Here is a 14265-nt window from a genome sequence, read left to right as displayed (position 1 = left end):
ATTAATGAGTACGATGAAATCTATAAAATATAAAATCTTAAGTGGCGTTTGTGGCCTTGTTTGCACTGCTAGCGTATTTTCTGCAACAGCCCAAATTATCCCTGCCCCACCTCAAGTTAATGCGAAAGGTTATTTCTTGGTTGATTTCACCACAGGTAAAGTGATTGCCGAAGGCGAAGCAGATACAAAATTAGCACCGGCTAGTTTAACCAAAATGATGACCAGTTATGTAATTGGTACTGAAATCAAAGCAGGTAATATTGCACCAACTGATATGGTTACAGTCAGTGAAAAAGCCTGGGCAAAAAATTTCCCTGAATCATCAAAAATGTTTATCGAAGTCGGTAAGCAGATCAGCGTTGATGACTTAAACCACGGTATCATTATTCAATCGGGTAACGATGCCTGTGTAGCAATGGCAGAACACATTGCTGGTAGTGAAAGCGCATTTGCTGATTTAATGAATGCCCACGCTGAAAAGCTTGGCATGACTAACAGCCACTTCGTAAATAGCCATGGTTTAGATACTAACGAACACTTCACGACACCACGTGATATGGCAACCTTAGGTGCTGCACTTATTCGCGATGTACCTGATGAGTACGAAGTATACGCGAAAAAATCATTCACTTTTAACGGCATCAAGCAATACAACCGTAACTCATTGTTATGGGATGAAAGCATGAACGTTGACGGTATTAAAACTGGCCATACATCAGAAGCGGGTTATAGCTTAGTAACTTCTGCAACTAAAGATGACATGCGTTTAATCGCGGTAGTAATGGGCACAGAAAGCGAACGTGCTCGTAAAGTTGAAAGCAAAAAACTATTGAACTACGGTTTCCGCTTTTTCGAAACAATCACGCCATATAAAGCAGGCGACAGCTTTGCTGAGCAACGTATTTGGATGGGTAACAAAGAAAACGTATCGTTAGGTATCTTAGAAGATACACCTATTACTATTCCACGTGGTCAGCGTAAAAACTTAAAAGCGAACTTCGAGCTTGATAAAACATTAGAAGCGCCGCTTGCTAAAGGTACTAAAGTAGGCACGCTATTCTTACAGCTTGAAGGTGAAGAAATTGCACAATATCCACTAGTTACACTAGAAGAAGTGGAAGAAGGCAGCTTCTTTAGCAAGATCTACGATTACCTACGTTTACAAATTCAGTAATCTGGTCATAAAGTTTATAAACGCCTTGCACCGCAAGGCGTTTTTTTTTGTCTGAAAAATGATAGAATGCGCCCCATATCAGTCGCGCTGGGTCGAGTGCGTCGTAATCTAAGTTTGCTTAACGCCAAGAAATGGCAGAGAACACCTCTATTAAGCACACTCACTGTTTGAGGAGTCACCGTCGTGGTTCAACCTGTAAAAAATACTAAGTTTGATGAGTATTTAGATTTCCCTTGCCCATTCACATTTAAAATCATGGGCTTAGCTAACGTAAATCTAACAGATCAGATCCTAGAAAAGCTGCAACCAATTGCACCTGGCGATTATGCGCCAAAGGTAAAACCAAGCAGCAAAGGTAATTACGAATCTGTAACGCTTGTAGCAACCGTTACAAGTAAAGAGCACATCGAAGAAATTTATAACGTGATCAGCAACATCGATGACGTACGTCACATGCTATAGGCCGATTACGGAGTAACTCGTGAGTGAAAGAGAATTAATCGTTCGTCAATTAGGTCGTCAGCGTTACATGCCAATTTGGCAAAAAATGCAATCTTTTACCGACACCCGTGATGAGCACACAGCAGATGAAATTTGGCTTGTAGAGCACGAGCCAGTATTTACGCAAGGCCAAGCAGGCAAAGCTGAGCACTTATTAAATACCGGTGATATCGAAGTGATCCAAGTGGATCGTGGTGGTCAAGTTACCTATCACGGACCAGGCCAACAAATGATGTATGTGCTATTCAACTTACGTCGTTTAAACATTGGTGTAAGGGAGCTAGTAACCTGGCTTGAAGAGTGCATTATTGATACGTTAAAAGACTACGACATTGATGCCTACGCGAAAGCGGATGCACCCGGTGTTTACGTTAACGACAGCAAAGTTGCCTCATTAGGCCTTCGCGTTCGCCGCGGTTGCTCTTTCCACGGTTTAGCACTAAATGTAAGTATGGATCTAAGTCCATTCTTACGTATTAATCCATGCGGCTATGCTGGCATGAACATGGTGCAAACAACCGATCTTAACGGTCCGCAAAACCTCGAGCAAGCAGGTGCAGGGCTTGTAAAACACATGATTAAAAAGCTTAATGCTACTGTGGTTAAGCACACTGAAGGGTTTGAAAACGAATGAATAAACCAGTCAAAATGGAACCAGGCGTAAAACTGCGTGATGCAGAAAAAATGGCACTGATCCCAGTTAAAGTTTTACCGACTGAAAAAAACGAAATGTTGCGTAAGCCAGAGTGGCTTAAAATTCGCTTACCAAAATCAACTGAACGTATTGATGGTATTAAACAAGCGATGCGTAAACATGGTTTACACTCAGTGTGTGAAGAGGCTTCGTGCCCTAACCTATCTGAATGCTTCAACCATGGTACTGCGACTTTCATGATCTTAGGTGCTATTTGTACTCGTCGTTGTCCGTTCTGTGATGTTGCCCATGGCCGTCCATTAAAGCCAGACGCAGCTGAGCCAGAAAAGCTAGCGCTGACTATTAAAGACATGAAGCTAAGCTATGTTGTAATCACGTCAGTAGACCGTGATGATTTACGTGATGGTGGTGCACAGCACTTTGCTGACTGTATTCGTGAAATTCGTAAGCACAACCCAGAAATCACGATTGAAATTCTAGTACCTGATTTCCGTGGTCGTATGGACAGAGCCCTTGATATCTTAATCGAGACGCCGCCAGATGTATTTAACCACAATTTAGAAACAGCACCGCGTTTATACAAATTAGCGCGTCCAGGTGCTGACTATAAATGGTCACTTGAGTTGTTACGCCGCTTCAAAGAAGCACATCCAGATGTGAAAACTAAGTCTGGTTTGATGGTAGGTTTAGGTGAAGAAATTAGCGAAATCGAAGAAGTGTTACGTGACTTACGCGAGCATAACGTTGATATGCTAACAGTAGGTCAATACCTACAACCTTCTAAGCACCACTTACCGGTCAAACGCTATGTGCCGCCAGCAGAGTTTGATGCTTTAAAAGATTATGCAGACGAAATTGGCTTTACACATGCGGCCTGTGGTCCATTTGTTCGCTCAAGCTACCATGCTGACCAACAAGCAGCTGGTAAAGAAGTGAAGTAAACCTTCTTGCAGATATTTAAAAAGCCCGCATTAAGCGGGCTTTTTTATGTTCCAAAATATCAGCGCCCATAACGCGCTAAGAACATTTTTACAGTTTCGCTTATTACTTTGTTATCTGAGTCGCCTTCTTGGCGCTCAAAGCCATACAGCAACGGATAAAAGATCAGAGACTTTAACTGATACACAAACTGTTTTGCTGCAAACTCAACATCATCAATAGTTAAAACCTGTGCCTTCACAGCTGCTTCTAAAAACGCCACCAGATCTTGCATACAGCCCATGTTATTACTGGCTAATGATTTTGCTAAATCAGGCTGCTGTAACATCTGCATGAAAGCGACTTTCGCTACTTTTAAAAACTCTTCAGAGGTCAAAAGTGCCACTTCTTGTTCAGCAATGCGTGTTAACTGCTGTGCAATTGGCACAGCGGCATCAAATACAACCGCTTGCTCTTGGCGGACTTTTTCAAACATAAACACTAGAATGGCTTGAAACAACACATCTTTATTTTCAAAGTGATTATATACGGTACGCTTTGAGGCACCCGCTAAGCTTGCAACCTGATCCATACTGGTATGCTCAACACCTTGCTGAAAAAACAATGTCTCAGCTGCATTCAAAATATCTAATCGTTTTCTCTGTGATAATTTCATGGACCCCTCCGATAAGGGTTACTAGTGTAACGCAAAAATAAAAAATGCACTAGATAGTTTACTTTTATAGCAAACCATGAAAAACTACACCGTGTAGTTTACTTATGGTGACGATATGAAATTTCTAAAATGGCTCGCAATCGCCACTCTCTGCATCGTGATAGGAGTGTTTATTATGAATAACCAATTAGCCGCTGAAGGCGTGAGTGATAACAGCCACTCTGCGCAATTATCTGATGGCAAGTTCCACAATACTGCTGAGGTAGAAAGACCCAGCTTTAAGAAAACGCTAGGTATCTTCAAACGCTTTATTACAGAAAAGAAAATTGATGCAGAGCCAAAAGGTGAACTGCCTATGCATTCTGTTTCTCATGCACAGCTTGAGCGTTTATCTAATGACACAGTGCATTTTGTGAAATTAGGTCACTCCTCTATTTTAGCGAAAGTGTATGACGAATACTGGCTATTTGATCCGGTATTTTCAGAGCGCGCTTCGCCTTTTTCATTCATGGGGCCAAAGCGCTTTCAGCCAACACCTATCAGCATTGCAGAGCTACCAAACATTGCTAAAGTGTTTATTTCGCACAACCATTATGATCACTTAGATAAAGCAGCAATTAAACAGCTTGTTGATAAAACAGATTCTTTTTATGTGCCATTAGGAGTCGAAAACGACCTGAAAAAATGGGGCGTTGATAAACAAAAAGTCCATAGCTTTGATTGGTGGCAAGAGCAAAATATGGCAAATAGCCAAATTGTATTTACACCAACCCAGCACTTTTCTGGCCGAGGCTTAACAGACGGCAATAAAACTCTTTGGGGCTCTTGGGCTATTAAAGTAAATGACAAGCGCTTTTATTTTAGCGGTGACTCTGGCTATTTTGCTGGCTTTAAAGAGATTGGTAATCGCTATGGGCCGTTTGATATCACTTTTATTGAAACCGGTGCTTACGACAAAGATTGGGCTGACATTCACATGACACCAGAACAATCAGTGCAAGCTCACCTCGACTTACAAGGTGATGTGATGGTGCCAGTGCATAATGGTACATTCGATCTGGCCTTTCATGCTTGGTATGAACCACTTAAACGTGTCGCTAAAAAAGCAGGACAAGAGCAAGTATCACTGAGTACTCCGCTAGTTGGAGAGGTATTTAAAATTCAAGATACGGCGATTGATAAAACGTGGTGGTAAAATTGGCAGGATGAAAGGTGCATTATTATCCTTTCATCCTGAATAATTAGTTATTTGTAGACTCTTTCTGGACAGCCCCCCTTCGCGTCCCATATAGTGAAACCCTGTACAATCAACCAGAAAAACTATGACAACTCACCTTAAGTATGCAAGCTTGGCACTTGCAATTGGTTTATTCGGCTGCTCTGAGCAACCAACAACAAGCACTGATAAACCAAACGCTGAAAGCAATGAAGCCGTAAACATTGCCAATGTACGCTCACATATTAAAACCCTCGCCTCTGATGAATTTTTAGGCCGTGGCCCTTTAACTGAAGGCGAAACGCTCACTATTAACTATTTAGCCGATGAATATAAAAAACTCGGCTTAAGCGGTAGTTTTAATGGCGAGTTTTTACAACCAGTTACTATGGCAAAACTCACTCCAGATCAAAACATGAGCTTACAAGTGGGTGATTTGAGCTTTAATGCTGGCAGTGATTTTACCGCCCGTACCCAACAAATTAACCCTGAAATCAACATTGATGGCTCTGATGTTGTTTTTGTTGGCTATGGTATTAATGCACCTGAATATAATTGGGATGACTTTGCAGATATTGATGTAAAAGACAAAACAATTATCGTGCTTGTTAATGATCCTGGTTTTGCCACCCAAGACGACGCGCTTTTCACCGGTAATGCTATGACCTACTACGGTCGTTGGACTTACAAATATGAAGAAGGTGCTCGCCAAGGTGCAAAAGCAGTATTTATCGTTCACGAAACGGCTCCTGCCGCATACCCTTGGGGCGTTGTAGAAAGCTCGAACACGGGTAGCAAATATACTTTAATCGACCAAGATAAGAATGCTTCTGACATCCCTGTAATGGGTTGGATTGATGAGCAAGCAGCAAATGAAATTTTTGCTCAAGCAGGCCTTGATTATCAAACTGAAAAAGCCAACGCGCTAAAAGCTGACTTTAAACCTGTCGACTTAAAAGCGAAAGCAGCGTTGACACTGAAAAGTGATATCTCTCAAGCGCAATCGCATAATGTTGTTGCAACCCTTAAAGGTAGAGAAACCCCTAATGAGTACATTGTAATTGGTGCGCACTGGGACCACTTTGGCACCAAGCAAACAGATGACGGCGTGAAAATCTACAATGGTGCTGTTGATAACGCATCAGGTAGCGCAGCAACGGTAGAAATAGCCCGTATTCTTACTGAAATGCATAAGAAAAAACCATTTAAACGCTCGATTATCTTTGCCAACTTTACGGCTGAAGAAACTGGTCTTATTGGTTCTGAGCAATTCGCTACTGGCGAAATTGTACCAACCAAGCAAATGGTCGCACTGCTTAATATTGATGGTATGAACGTACTTGATGGCGTTGACTACATATTACAATACGGTAAAGGCATGTCTGAAATGGAAGACTACCTAGCAGATGCCGCGAAAGCACAAGGTCGTCATGTAAAAATGGACCCTCGTCCTCAAAATGGTTTGTTCTTCCGCTCTGATCACTTCTCTTTAGCTAAACAAGGCGTTCCTAGCTTACTATTTATGAGTTTAGGTGATACAGATCCTGATTACATCGCGCACAAATACCATAAAGAAGCTGACGACTATTCAGCAGATTGGTCTATGGGCGGTGTTGAGCAAGATATTGAACTGATTGTTGATATTGCCGCCAAACTTGCTGATAACGGCGATTGGCCTAAGTGGAAAGCCGAGTCTGATTTCAAAGCTCGTCGCTTACAAGACACTCAATAGTCTTCGCTTAGATACAAAAAACCGAGCTAGTTGCTCGGTTTTTTATTGTCAGTTTTACTTATTACTCGTTAATTTTAGCCTTAAGTGATTGTGCTTCTTCTTGCACTTCCTCTGGACCATTGGCAATAACATCTTCAATGGCTTGCAACGCTGAGTCAAAGTCGTCTATTTCGATATATGCCCGAGCTAAGTCCAGTTTCGCTGAGTAACCACCACTTTCGGCATCAACATCAGTTGGGTTCTCACCCGCTAGTAAGTCATTAAAATCACTCAGCCCTACATCCATATCAACCTCATCATAAGGTTCGTGGTCGAGTGCTTCATCGTCACTTTGTTCAAGTAATGAATCGATATCTACAAACTCATCCGTTGAAGTAGTTTGTTGCCCCTCGGAATCTAATGCCTGTACTTCAGGTTCAACTGGCTGTTCGCTTTCACCCTGTAAGTCTTCATTTAATAGTGCATTAAAATCAACGTCGAACTCACTGGCATCAGCAATATCAGCTTCATCTGGCTCTGCTAATTCATTTAACAGCGCATCAAAGTCTGTTTGAGTAAGGTCAGCCATAAAATCATCATCGATTTCATCGTCTGACAGCTCACTTAAATCAGCCTCGTCAGCTAAATTGGACTCGATATCAGCTAATGTTTGCTCTGCTTCTACGGCATCATCAAGTTCAATATCGTCCAATTCGAATTCAGGGAACTCTTCTAATTCGTCTTGGCTATCAGCCACCTCATCGTCAATTGGCGCTTCGCTCGTTAACTCTGTTGTGCCTTCACTCTGTGATTGTTCCGATAAGTCGTCATCAGGATCAAGAATATCATCTTCTGTAAATTCATTATCAAGCAAGATCTCATCATCAAAATCATCGTCTAGCTGATCAAGCTCATTACCCGTTGCTAATGAATTAGCAAGGTCTTGCTCTGCCTGACTTAACTGTAATGGTGCATCTTCATCTAACTCACTAGAAGTGCCTTCATCAGACTCATCCAATTCAAAACCAGCTTCATCTAACTCAAGCTCTGGATACTCTTCCAACTCTTGGCTAGGAGTCACCGTATCTTGCTGTAATGGCTCTTCGTCGGCGGTTAAATCAAATTCATCAGTTAGGTCTTCATCTGCTAGCGGATCATCACCTAAATCAATTTCAACTTCTTCTATGTCTTGCTCTGGTTCATCTATTGACCAGTCTGGTGCTTCGACATAGTCATCTTCTTCACCAATTTCATTTAATAACTCATCAACACTTTTCAGTGACGGATCAGCAAACTCGTCAAGGCTATCATCTTCATCTAATAGCTCATCGCTATCTTCATTAAACTCTTGATTGAGCGCTTCATCGATATCAACTTCATCTGTATCATCAACCAACTCTGAAGCAATCGATTCAACATTCATGTCATCAACCGCTTGATCAGCATCGGCTAAATCTTCTAGCGATTCTTGTAGATTCTCATCATGCTCTGCACTGTCACTCTGTTCATGACTTAAATCTGAGATCTGGGCTTCAGTGTCTTGCTTCAGCTCATTTGTTTGCTGAATAAGCTCTTCGAGCTCATCATTAACGTCAGATTCCTGCTCATCACCAGCGTCTTCATCAAGTAATGAGTCAATATCTGCTACATCGAGCTCATCGTCTTGCTCAGCATTGTCATCAATATCTGAGCTACTTTCATCTGTTAACTCAGGTTCTTCTGACTCTGCATCAACCTCATGAAGTAGTGAGTCTATTTCATCAGTATCAAACTCATCGCTTAAATCATCCGTAATAGGCTCTTCGGTAAGCTCTTCAACTGGTTCTTCTTCTGGCTCTTCCTGCGCTTCATCCAATAATGAGTCGATGTCATCGACATCTAAATCATCATCAAGCTCATCTTCGTCTATTAAATCGTCTGCACTAGGTTCTTCAATTGACTCTTCAACCAGCTCTTCAGATTCAGGCTTTTCTTGAGCTTCATCTAATAGTGAGTCGATGTCATCGACATCTAGGGCATCATCAAGCTCATCTTCATCGATTAAATCGTCTGCACTTGGTTCTTCTACAAGCTCTTCAGGCTGCTCATCAACAAGTTCCGATTCAGGCTCATGCTCTGTTTGAGCTTCATCTAATAATGAATCAATGTCATCAACATCTAGTTCGTCATCAAGCTCGTCTTCGTCGATTAAATCGTCTGTACTAGGTTCTTCTATAAGCTCTTCAGGCTGCTCCTCAACAAGCTCCGCTTCAGGCTCTTGCTCTACATGCGCCTCATCTAATAATGAATCAATGTCATCAACATCTAAATCATCATCAAGCTCGTCTTCGTCGATTAAATCGTCTGCACTAAGTTCTTCAACAAGCTCTTCCGGCTGCTCTTCAACAAGTTCTGCTTCAGGCTCTGCTTGTGTCTCATCTAGTAATGAATCAATGTCATTAACATCGAGGGCATCATCAAGCTCGTCTTCGTCGATTAAATCGTCTGCGCTTGGTTCTTCTGCAAGCTCTTCAGGCTGCTCCTCAACAAGCTCCGCTTCAGGCTCTTGCTCTGCTTGTGCCTCATCTAATAACGAGTCAATGTCCTCAACATCTAGTTCATCACCGAGCTCGTCTTCATCGATTAAATCGTCTGCACTAGTTTCTTCAACAAGATCTTCAGGCTGCTCCTCAACAAGCTCCGCTTCAGGCTCTTGCTCTGCTTGTGCCTCATCTAATAATGAATCAATGTCATCGACATCTAAATCATCATCAAGCTCATCTTCATCGATTAAATCGTCTGCGCTAGGTTCTTCTGCAAGCTCTTCAGGCTGCTCCTCAACAAGTTCAGCTTCAGGCTCTGTTTGTGTCTCATCTAGCAATGAATCAATGTCATCAACATCAAGGGCATCATCAAGCTCGTCTTCGTCGATTAAATCGTCTGCGCTAGGTTCTTCTGCAGGTTCTTCTTGAACTTCGTCTAATAGTGAGTCAATGTCATCAACATCCAGCGCATCATCAAGAGCATCGTTTTCTAATGCATCGTTAGCTTCAGCAACTGGCTCTTCTGTTTGTGCATCATCAATTAAGCTGTCGATATCGAAATCATCTTCATCGATGAGCTCATCCGCGCTTGGTTCTTCGGCTGGCGCTTCTTCTTGAACTTCATCTAACAGCGAGTCAATGTCATCAACATCCAGCGCATCATCAAGATCATCGCTTTCTAATGCATCGTTAGCTTCGGCTGCTGGCTCTTCTGTTTGCGCTTCATCAATTAAGCTGTCGATATCGAAATCGTCTTCATCAATAAGTTCTGCTTCAACATTAGTTGTTGAGGCATCATTATTTTCATCGAGTAAGTCATCAATATCGTCTAGGTTTACATCTTGATTAGAATCCGTGTTGTTTTGCTCATCAATTAAGCTATCAATGTCAAAATCATCTTCAGCGTCATCTTCTGCAAGCTCTTCACTAAGCGCTGCCATTTCATCATTGGCGTTATCTAACGAGTCATCTTCATCAGTATCAAATAGGTCATCAATGTCATCAGCACTTAAAATATCACCCGATGAATCTGCTGGAGACTGTTCGCTATCTAGGTCAATTTCATCACCTAAACTATCGTCATCGGTTTGATCGAAATCTTGCTGTAAAAATGCATCTAAATCATCATCGTCAGCACTACTTGAAGGCTCATCATTAAACTCGATGTCATCACTTAATAAACCTTCTAGTTCATCTTGATTTAAAACACTGTCATCTTCATCAAAACTATCATCGATGCTGTCGTCAAAAATGATGTCATCATCTGGCAACATGTCTTGGTCTAAGTCGTCATCTAACCGCACACTCAAGTCATCATTGTCTTCGACCGGATCGGGAACTAGCGGATCAGTTTCTACAATCGGCTCTAAATCATCATCAGGGTTATAACTTGGGCTTTGTGGTAAAAATTCATCGTCATCGCTGGCATCTGTATTATCATTGGCGCTGTTGCGTTTTTTCAAAAACATCACAACGGCTGCAATGATAAGTAATGCAGGAATAAACATTAAAGCACCGAGAACAAATGGGTTGCTCAGTAAATTCGAAAAACTAAATCCACTGTCCTCTTCAATCTTTTTTGCTTTTTGCTGCTCTATGATTTCATTTTGTTTATTGATCAGTTCTTTCAGCTGCTTTTGAATTTCACTGTCTTGGCCAAGTTGATCACGAACGGTTTCAAGCTCTTTAGAAATACCGCTCAGTTGCTTTTTGAGCTTGTTGTTCTCAGCTAGGATTTCTTCAACATTCTCAACCGACGATTTAAACTGCTTTTGAAGCTCTACTAGCTGCGTGCCCTGCTCTGTTTTAATGGTGTTGATTTCTTGCTTAAGTTCTTGTTTTGCTTCGTCTACATCAACTTTACGGGCTTGAGTTACTTTCTTTTGCGATTCATTAATTTCAGCTGTAGTCAGCGTACCATTTTTCTTTTTTTCCCACAGCTCATCATCTTGTTCAGAACGCGCTTTTGCTAATGTCGGGTTGACCGCACGCATTTCTGCAATGGTTGGAATTTTTAGGTATGCGCCATCACGCATATGATTTAGGTTTTGATCTAAAAATGACGATGGGTTTTTGTCATACAGAGCTTGCATGACCTGATAAATGCTTACAGAGTTGTCAGGGCGAATTTTAGCGGCAATACGCCATAATGTATCGGTCGGTTTAATTGGACCAATAGAGCGCCCCTGCGCACCGTAATCGACACCTTTAGGGCCTTTAAGTGTGGTGCCTTCATCAGAGTATGTCGGTGTTACCACCAATGCAGACGCTAATATGAAGAGTGTTGCTAAACCGCGCATGCTGATCCTTTATGTTTTAAATGTTAACGCAGCAACCTTGGTTGCTTAAACATCAAGTAATTCTTGCAGAATTGATTCTTAATTATGTTTTCTTGCAAGCTCTATTCCAGCTGCAAACTATAACTTAGTTGCCTTGCAATATCTATTGCAACACCTTGATAGTAAATAGCTTAAATAATAGCGGCTGAGAGGCTTTTTTATTGTTATCGTTAAGTTTATACGCTTTTACAGCGTATGCGGCAATAATTTGGCAGTGAATTCACAAAAAAAGCGGCAAATTGCCGCTTTTCTTAAATTTAGCTCAGCCTAAATCATCAGGTTTATAAATAATTTGCGATTAGCTCTTCAGCAATCTGCACACTATTTGTTGCCGCACCTTTGCGCGTATTATCGCTAACAACCCACATGTTTAAACCATGCGGGTGCGAAATATCAGCACGTAAACGACCTACGTATACAGTATCGTTACCACTAGCGTCTGATACTGCAGTTGGATAATCGGCTAAATCTTCAATAAACTCTACACCAGGTGCATCGTTTAATAGCTGCTTCACATGTTCGATATCTACTGGCATACGCGTTTCAATATTAATCGCTTCACTGTGACCAAAGAACACGGGAACACGAACACAAGTAGGGTTAACCACAACACTGTTATCACCTAAGATTTTTTGTGTTTCGTTGACCATTTTCATTTCTTCGCGGGTATAACCGTTATCTTCAAAGCTATCGATTTGTGGGATCACGTTAAAAGCAATTTGTTTAGGGAAAACAGCATTATCCATCGGGCGCGCATTCATTAAGTTTGCTGTTTGCTTAGCTAGTTCATCAACGGCTTCTTTACCCGCACCCGATACAGCTTGATAAGTTGATACGTTAATGCGGTCAATGCCATAAGCATCATAAATTGGCTTTAGTGCCACCAGCATTTGAATCGTTGAGCAGTTAGGGTTTGCAATGATGTTGCGGTTTCTGAAATCCGCTAAGCTTGATGCATTCACTTCAGGAATAATTAGTGGCACATCGTAGTCATTACGAAAGTGTGAGGTATTATCAATTACCACACAGCCTGCGTCCGCCGCAATCGGTGCGTATTTTTCAGAGACACTGCCGCCTGCTGAAAATAAACCAATGTGAGCTTGGCTAAAATCAAACTCTTCAACATCGATTACTTCAATGCTCTCACCGCGAAATTGAATTTCTTCACCAGCACTACGGCTGCTTGCGAGTAAAAATAATTGGTCTACCGGAAACTTACGATCTTCTAAAGTTTCGATAATCTGACGACCCACTAAACCTGTGGCACCTAATACGGCTACATTAAATTTTTGCGACATGTGTTTTCCTCTTTTGAATAAAGCAAATGGCTTTATTCGTTAATTCTAAATCCCAGTGCAGCTAATGCGCCTTCACATGCACTGTTGGCAGCCACCGACAAAGTACTAAACTCGCGTCGTGGCGGGTAATTCTTGCGTAAACTATCAAAGCCTTCGCTTGCTAATTTACTTCGTAAAATGCCATCGTCGCGACGCACATCATAAATTAAGTGCACTAAGCGACCTATATCATCTAGGTTAAAGGTTTCACCTAGCGTGACAGAGTGGCTAATTGGTTCTGGCAAAAAATCGTCCAGAGACTTAAGCGCTGCGATGCCTTCAAGCTCACATACTTGCTGATACAGCATTTGTGTACCGCGGGCTTTGCCTTCAAGTGTATGCCCTGCAATATGCACACTGGCATAACGTACATAATCAAGCAGAGGTGTCAGTATATTGGGTTCGTTTTCCCAAACATCAAGCACACAATCTAATTTTGCGCCTTGCTCAAACAATGCTAGCAATGCTTGGTTATCAATCACATCACCACGGCTTGCATTGATAATCGTCATACCCGGCTTAAGTGCTTTTAAGCGAGTTTCGTCTAGCATGTGCAAGGTTTTATGCGGACCTTGTTTAACCAATGGCACGTGAAAAGTCACAATATCGGCTTGGGCTAGTAATGTGTCTAACTCAATATGCTCTGCAAGCTCACCGGCTTCATGTTTTGGTGGATCACATAACAATACATTCATACCAAGCAGGCTAAGCTTATCACGTAAACAGCTACCTATACTGCCAACACCCACTATGCCGATGGTTTTACCTTGTAATGAACTGGCATTTTCTTGGCTCAAGGCATACAAGCAGCTAATAACATATTCAGCAACCGCCACGGCATTACAACCTGGTGCGCTGCTAAATGCGATATTTCGCTCAGCAAGTAACTCGGTATCAATGTGATCAACACCTATGGTTGCTGTGCCCACAAATTTTAATTTATCTGCTTGAGTGAGTAAGGCTTTATCTACATTGGTAACAGAGCGGGTTAACAAGATATCAACCCCGACTAGCTGCTCGGGTTGAAGATTACGGCCATCAAATCGCTCAACATCACCAAAATCGGCAAAGTACTGCTCAACCAATGGCATATTTTGATCTGCAAGAATTTTCATTTGTGTGTCCGAGAGGCAGAAAGTGGCGCTATTGTAGCGAATTTATCAGTATTCGGATAGGTAACAACTAAGACTTTATAACAAATGAAAAAGCCGAGCTA

General features: G+C 41.8%; 10 protein-coding genes. 6 read left to right on the top strand and 4 right to left on the bottom strand.

Annotated features, from left to right (window positions below; translation table 11 throughout):
- Positions 1-13 precede the first annotated feature (13 nt).
- The 4 genes from AADY36_RS05830 (at position 14) to lipA (ending at position 3271) form a co-directional block, all read left to right on the top strand.
- On the top strand, positions 14-1174 hold the full coding sequence (locus tag AADY36_RS05830) for a serine hydrolase (protein ID WP_054551673.1): 1161 nt from the start codon (positions 14-16) through the stop codon (positions 1172-1174).
- A 183-nt stretch (positions 1175-1357) separates the two neighbouring features.
- Positions 1358-1636, top strand: coding sequence for a DUF493 family protein YbeD (gene ybeD, locus AADY36_RS05825; RefSeq protein ID WP_054551674.1), 279 nt, complete (start codon positions 1358-1360; stop codon positions 1634-1636).
- Between the two features lie 19 nt (positions 1637-1655).
- The gene (lipB, locus tag AADY36_RS05820; RefSeq protein WP_082389180.1) at positions 1656-2309 is read left to right on the top strand and encodes a lipoyl(octanoyl) transferase LipB; all 654 of its coding nucleotides are present in this window, start codon (positions 1656-1658) and stop codon (positions 2307-2309) included.
- Positions 2306-3271, top strand: coding sequence for a lipoyl synthase (lipA, locus tag AADY36_RS05815; protein ID WP_054551675.1), 966 nt, complete (start codon positions 2306-2308; stop codon positions 3269-3271). Before lipB ends, lipA begins: the two co-directional genes overlap by 4 nt.
- Positions 3272-3330: 59 nt before the next feature.
- Here the strand turns inward: lipA and AADY36_RS05810 are convergent, their stop codons facing one another.
- Positions 3331-3924 carry a TetR/AcrR family transcriptional regulator gene (locus AADY36_RS05810; RefSeq protein WP_342408650.1) on the bottom strand — a complete coding sequence of 198 codons (594 nt, stop codon included), beginning with the start codon at positions 3922-3924 and terminating at the stop codon, positions 3331-3333.
- Positions 3925-4099: 175 nt separating this feature from the next.
- Between AADY36_RS05810 and AADY36_RS05805 the strand changes: the two genes are divergently transcribed.
- Both AADY36_RS05805 and AADY36_RS05800 read left to right on the top strand, forming a co-directional pair.
- The gene (locus AADY36_RS05805) at positions 4100-5119 is read left to right on the top strand and encodes an MBL fold metallo-hydrolase (RefSeq protein WP_342408649.1); all 1020 of its coding nucleotides are present in this window, start codon (positions 4100-4102) and stop codon (positions 5117-5119) included.
- A 127-nt stretch (positions 5120-5246) separates the two neighbouring features.
- Complete coding sequence (locus AADY36_RS05800; RefSeq protein WP_342408648.1) at positions 5247-6872, top strand: M28 family metallopeptidase; 1626 nt, start codon at positions 5247-5249, stop codon at positions 6870-6872.
- A gap of 61 nt (positions 6873-6933) precedes the next feature.
- Here the strand turns inward: AADY36_RS05800 and AADY36_RS05795 are convergent, their stop codons facing one another.
- The 3 genes from AADY36_RS05795 to AADY36_RS05785 form a co-directional block, all read right to left on the bottom strand.
- Complete coding sequence (locus AADY36_RS05795; protein WP_342408647.1) at positions 6934-11673, bottom strand: FimV/HubP family polar landmark protein; 4740 nt, start codon at positions 11671-11673, stop codon at positions 6934-6936.
- 320 nt (positions 11674-11993) lie between these two features.
- Positions 11994-13010 carry an aspartate-semialdehyde dehydrogenase gene (locus AADY36_RS05790; protein ID WP_054551679.1) on the bottom strand — a complete coding sequence of 339 codons (1017 nt, stop codon included), beginning with the start codon at positions 13008-13010 and terminating at the stop codon, positions 11994-11996.
- 32 nt (positions 13011-13042) lie between these two features.
- Positions 13043-14164 carry a 4-phosphoerythronate dehydrogenase gene (locus tag AADY36_RS05785; protein ID WP_054551680.1) on the bottom strand — a complete coding sequence of 374 codons (1122 nt, stop codon included), beginning with the start codon at positions 14162-14164 and terminating at the stop codon, positions 13043-13045.
- Between the last annotated feature and the right edge of the window lie 101 nt (positions 14165-14265).

This window comes from Pseudoalteromonas sp. D15MCD-2, assembly GCF_038562745.1.
In the GTDB taxonomy this organism is placed as follows: Bacteria; Pseudomonadota; Gammaproteobacteria; order Enterobacterales; family Alteromonadaceae; genus Pseudoalteromonas.
The sequence above is the reverse complement of the archived record's forward strand: the minus strand, read 5'-3'. Positions and strand labels throughout refer to the sequence as shown.

What these genes read in the sequence shown, in the direction of transcription:
- AADY36_RS05830 (WP_054551673.1), top strand. Translation starts at nt 14, where the DNA reads ATGAAATCTATAAAATATAAAATCTTAAGTGGCGTTTGTGGCCTTGTT.
- lipA (WP_054551675.1), top strand. Translation starts at nt 2,306, where the DNA reads ATGAATAAACCAGTCAAAATGGAACCAGGCGTAAAACTGCGTGATGCA.
- AADY36_RS05810 (WP_342408650.1), bottom strand. Translation starts at nt 3,924, where the DNA reads ATGAAATTATCACAGAGAAAACGATTAGATATTTTGAATGCAGCTGAG.
- AADY36_RS05805 (WP_342408649.1), top strand. Translation starts at nt 4,100, where the DNA reads ATGAATAACCAATTAGCCGCTGAAGGCGTGAGTGATAACAGCCACTCT.
- AADY36_RS05800 (WP_342408648.1), top strand. Translation starts at nt 5,247, where the DNA reads ATGACAACTCACCTTAAGTATGCAAGCTTGGCACTTGCAATTGGTTTA.
- AADY36_RS05795 (WP_342408647.1), bottom strand. Translation starts at nt 11,673, where the DNA reads ATGCGCGGTTTAGCAACACTCTTCATATTAGCGTCTGCATTGGTGGTA.
- AADY36_RS05790 (WP_054551679.1), bottom strand. Translation starts at nt 13,010, where the DNA reads ATGTCGCAAAAATTTAATGTAGCCGTATTAGGTGCCACAGGTTTAGTG.
- AADY36_RS05785 (WP_054551680.1), bottom strand. Translation starts at nt 14,164, where the DNA reads ATGAAAATTCTTGCAGATCAAAATATGCCATTGGTTGAGCAGTACTTT.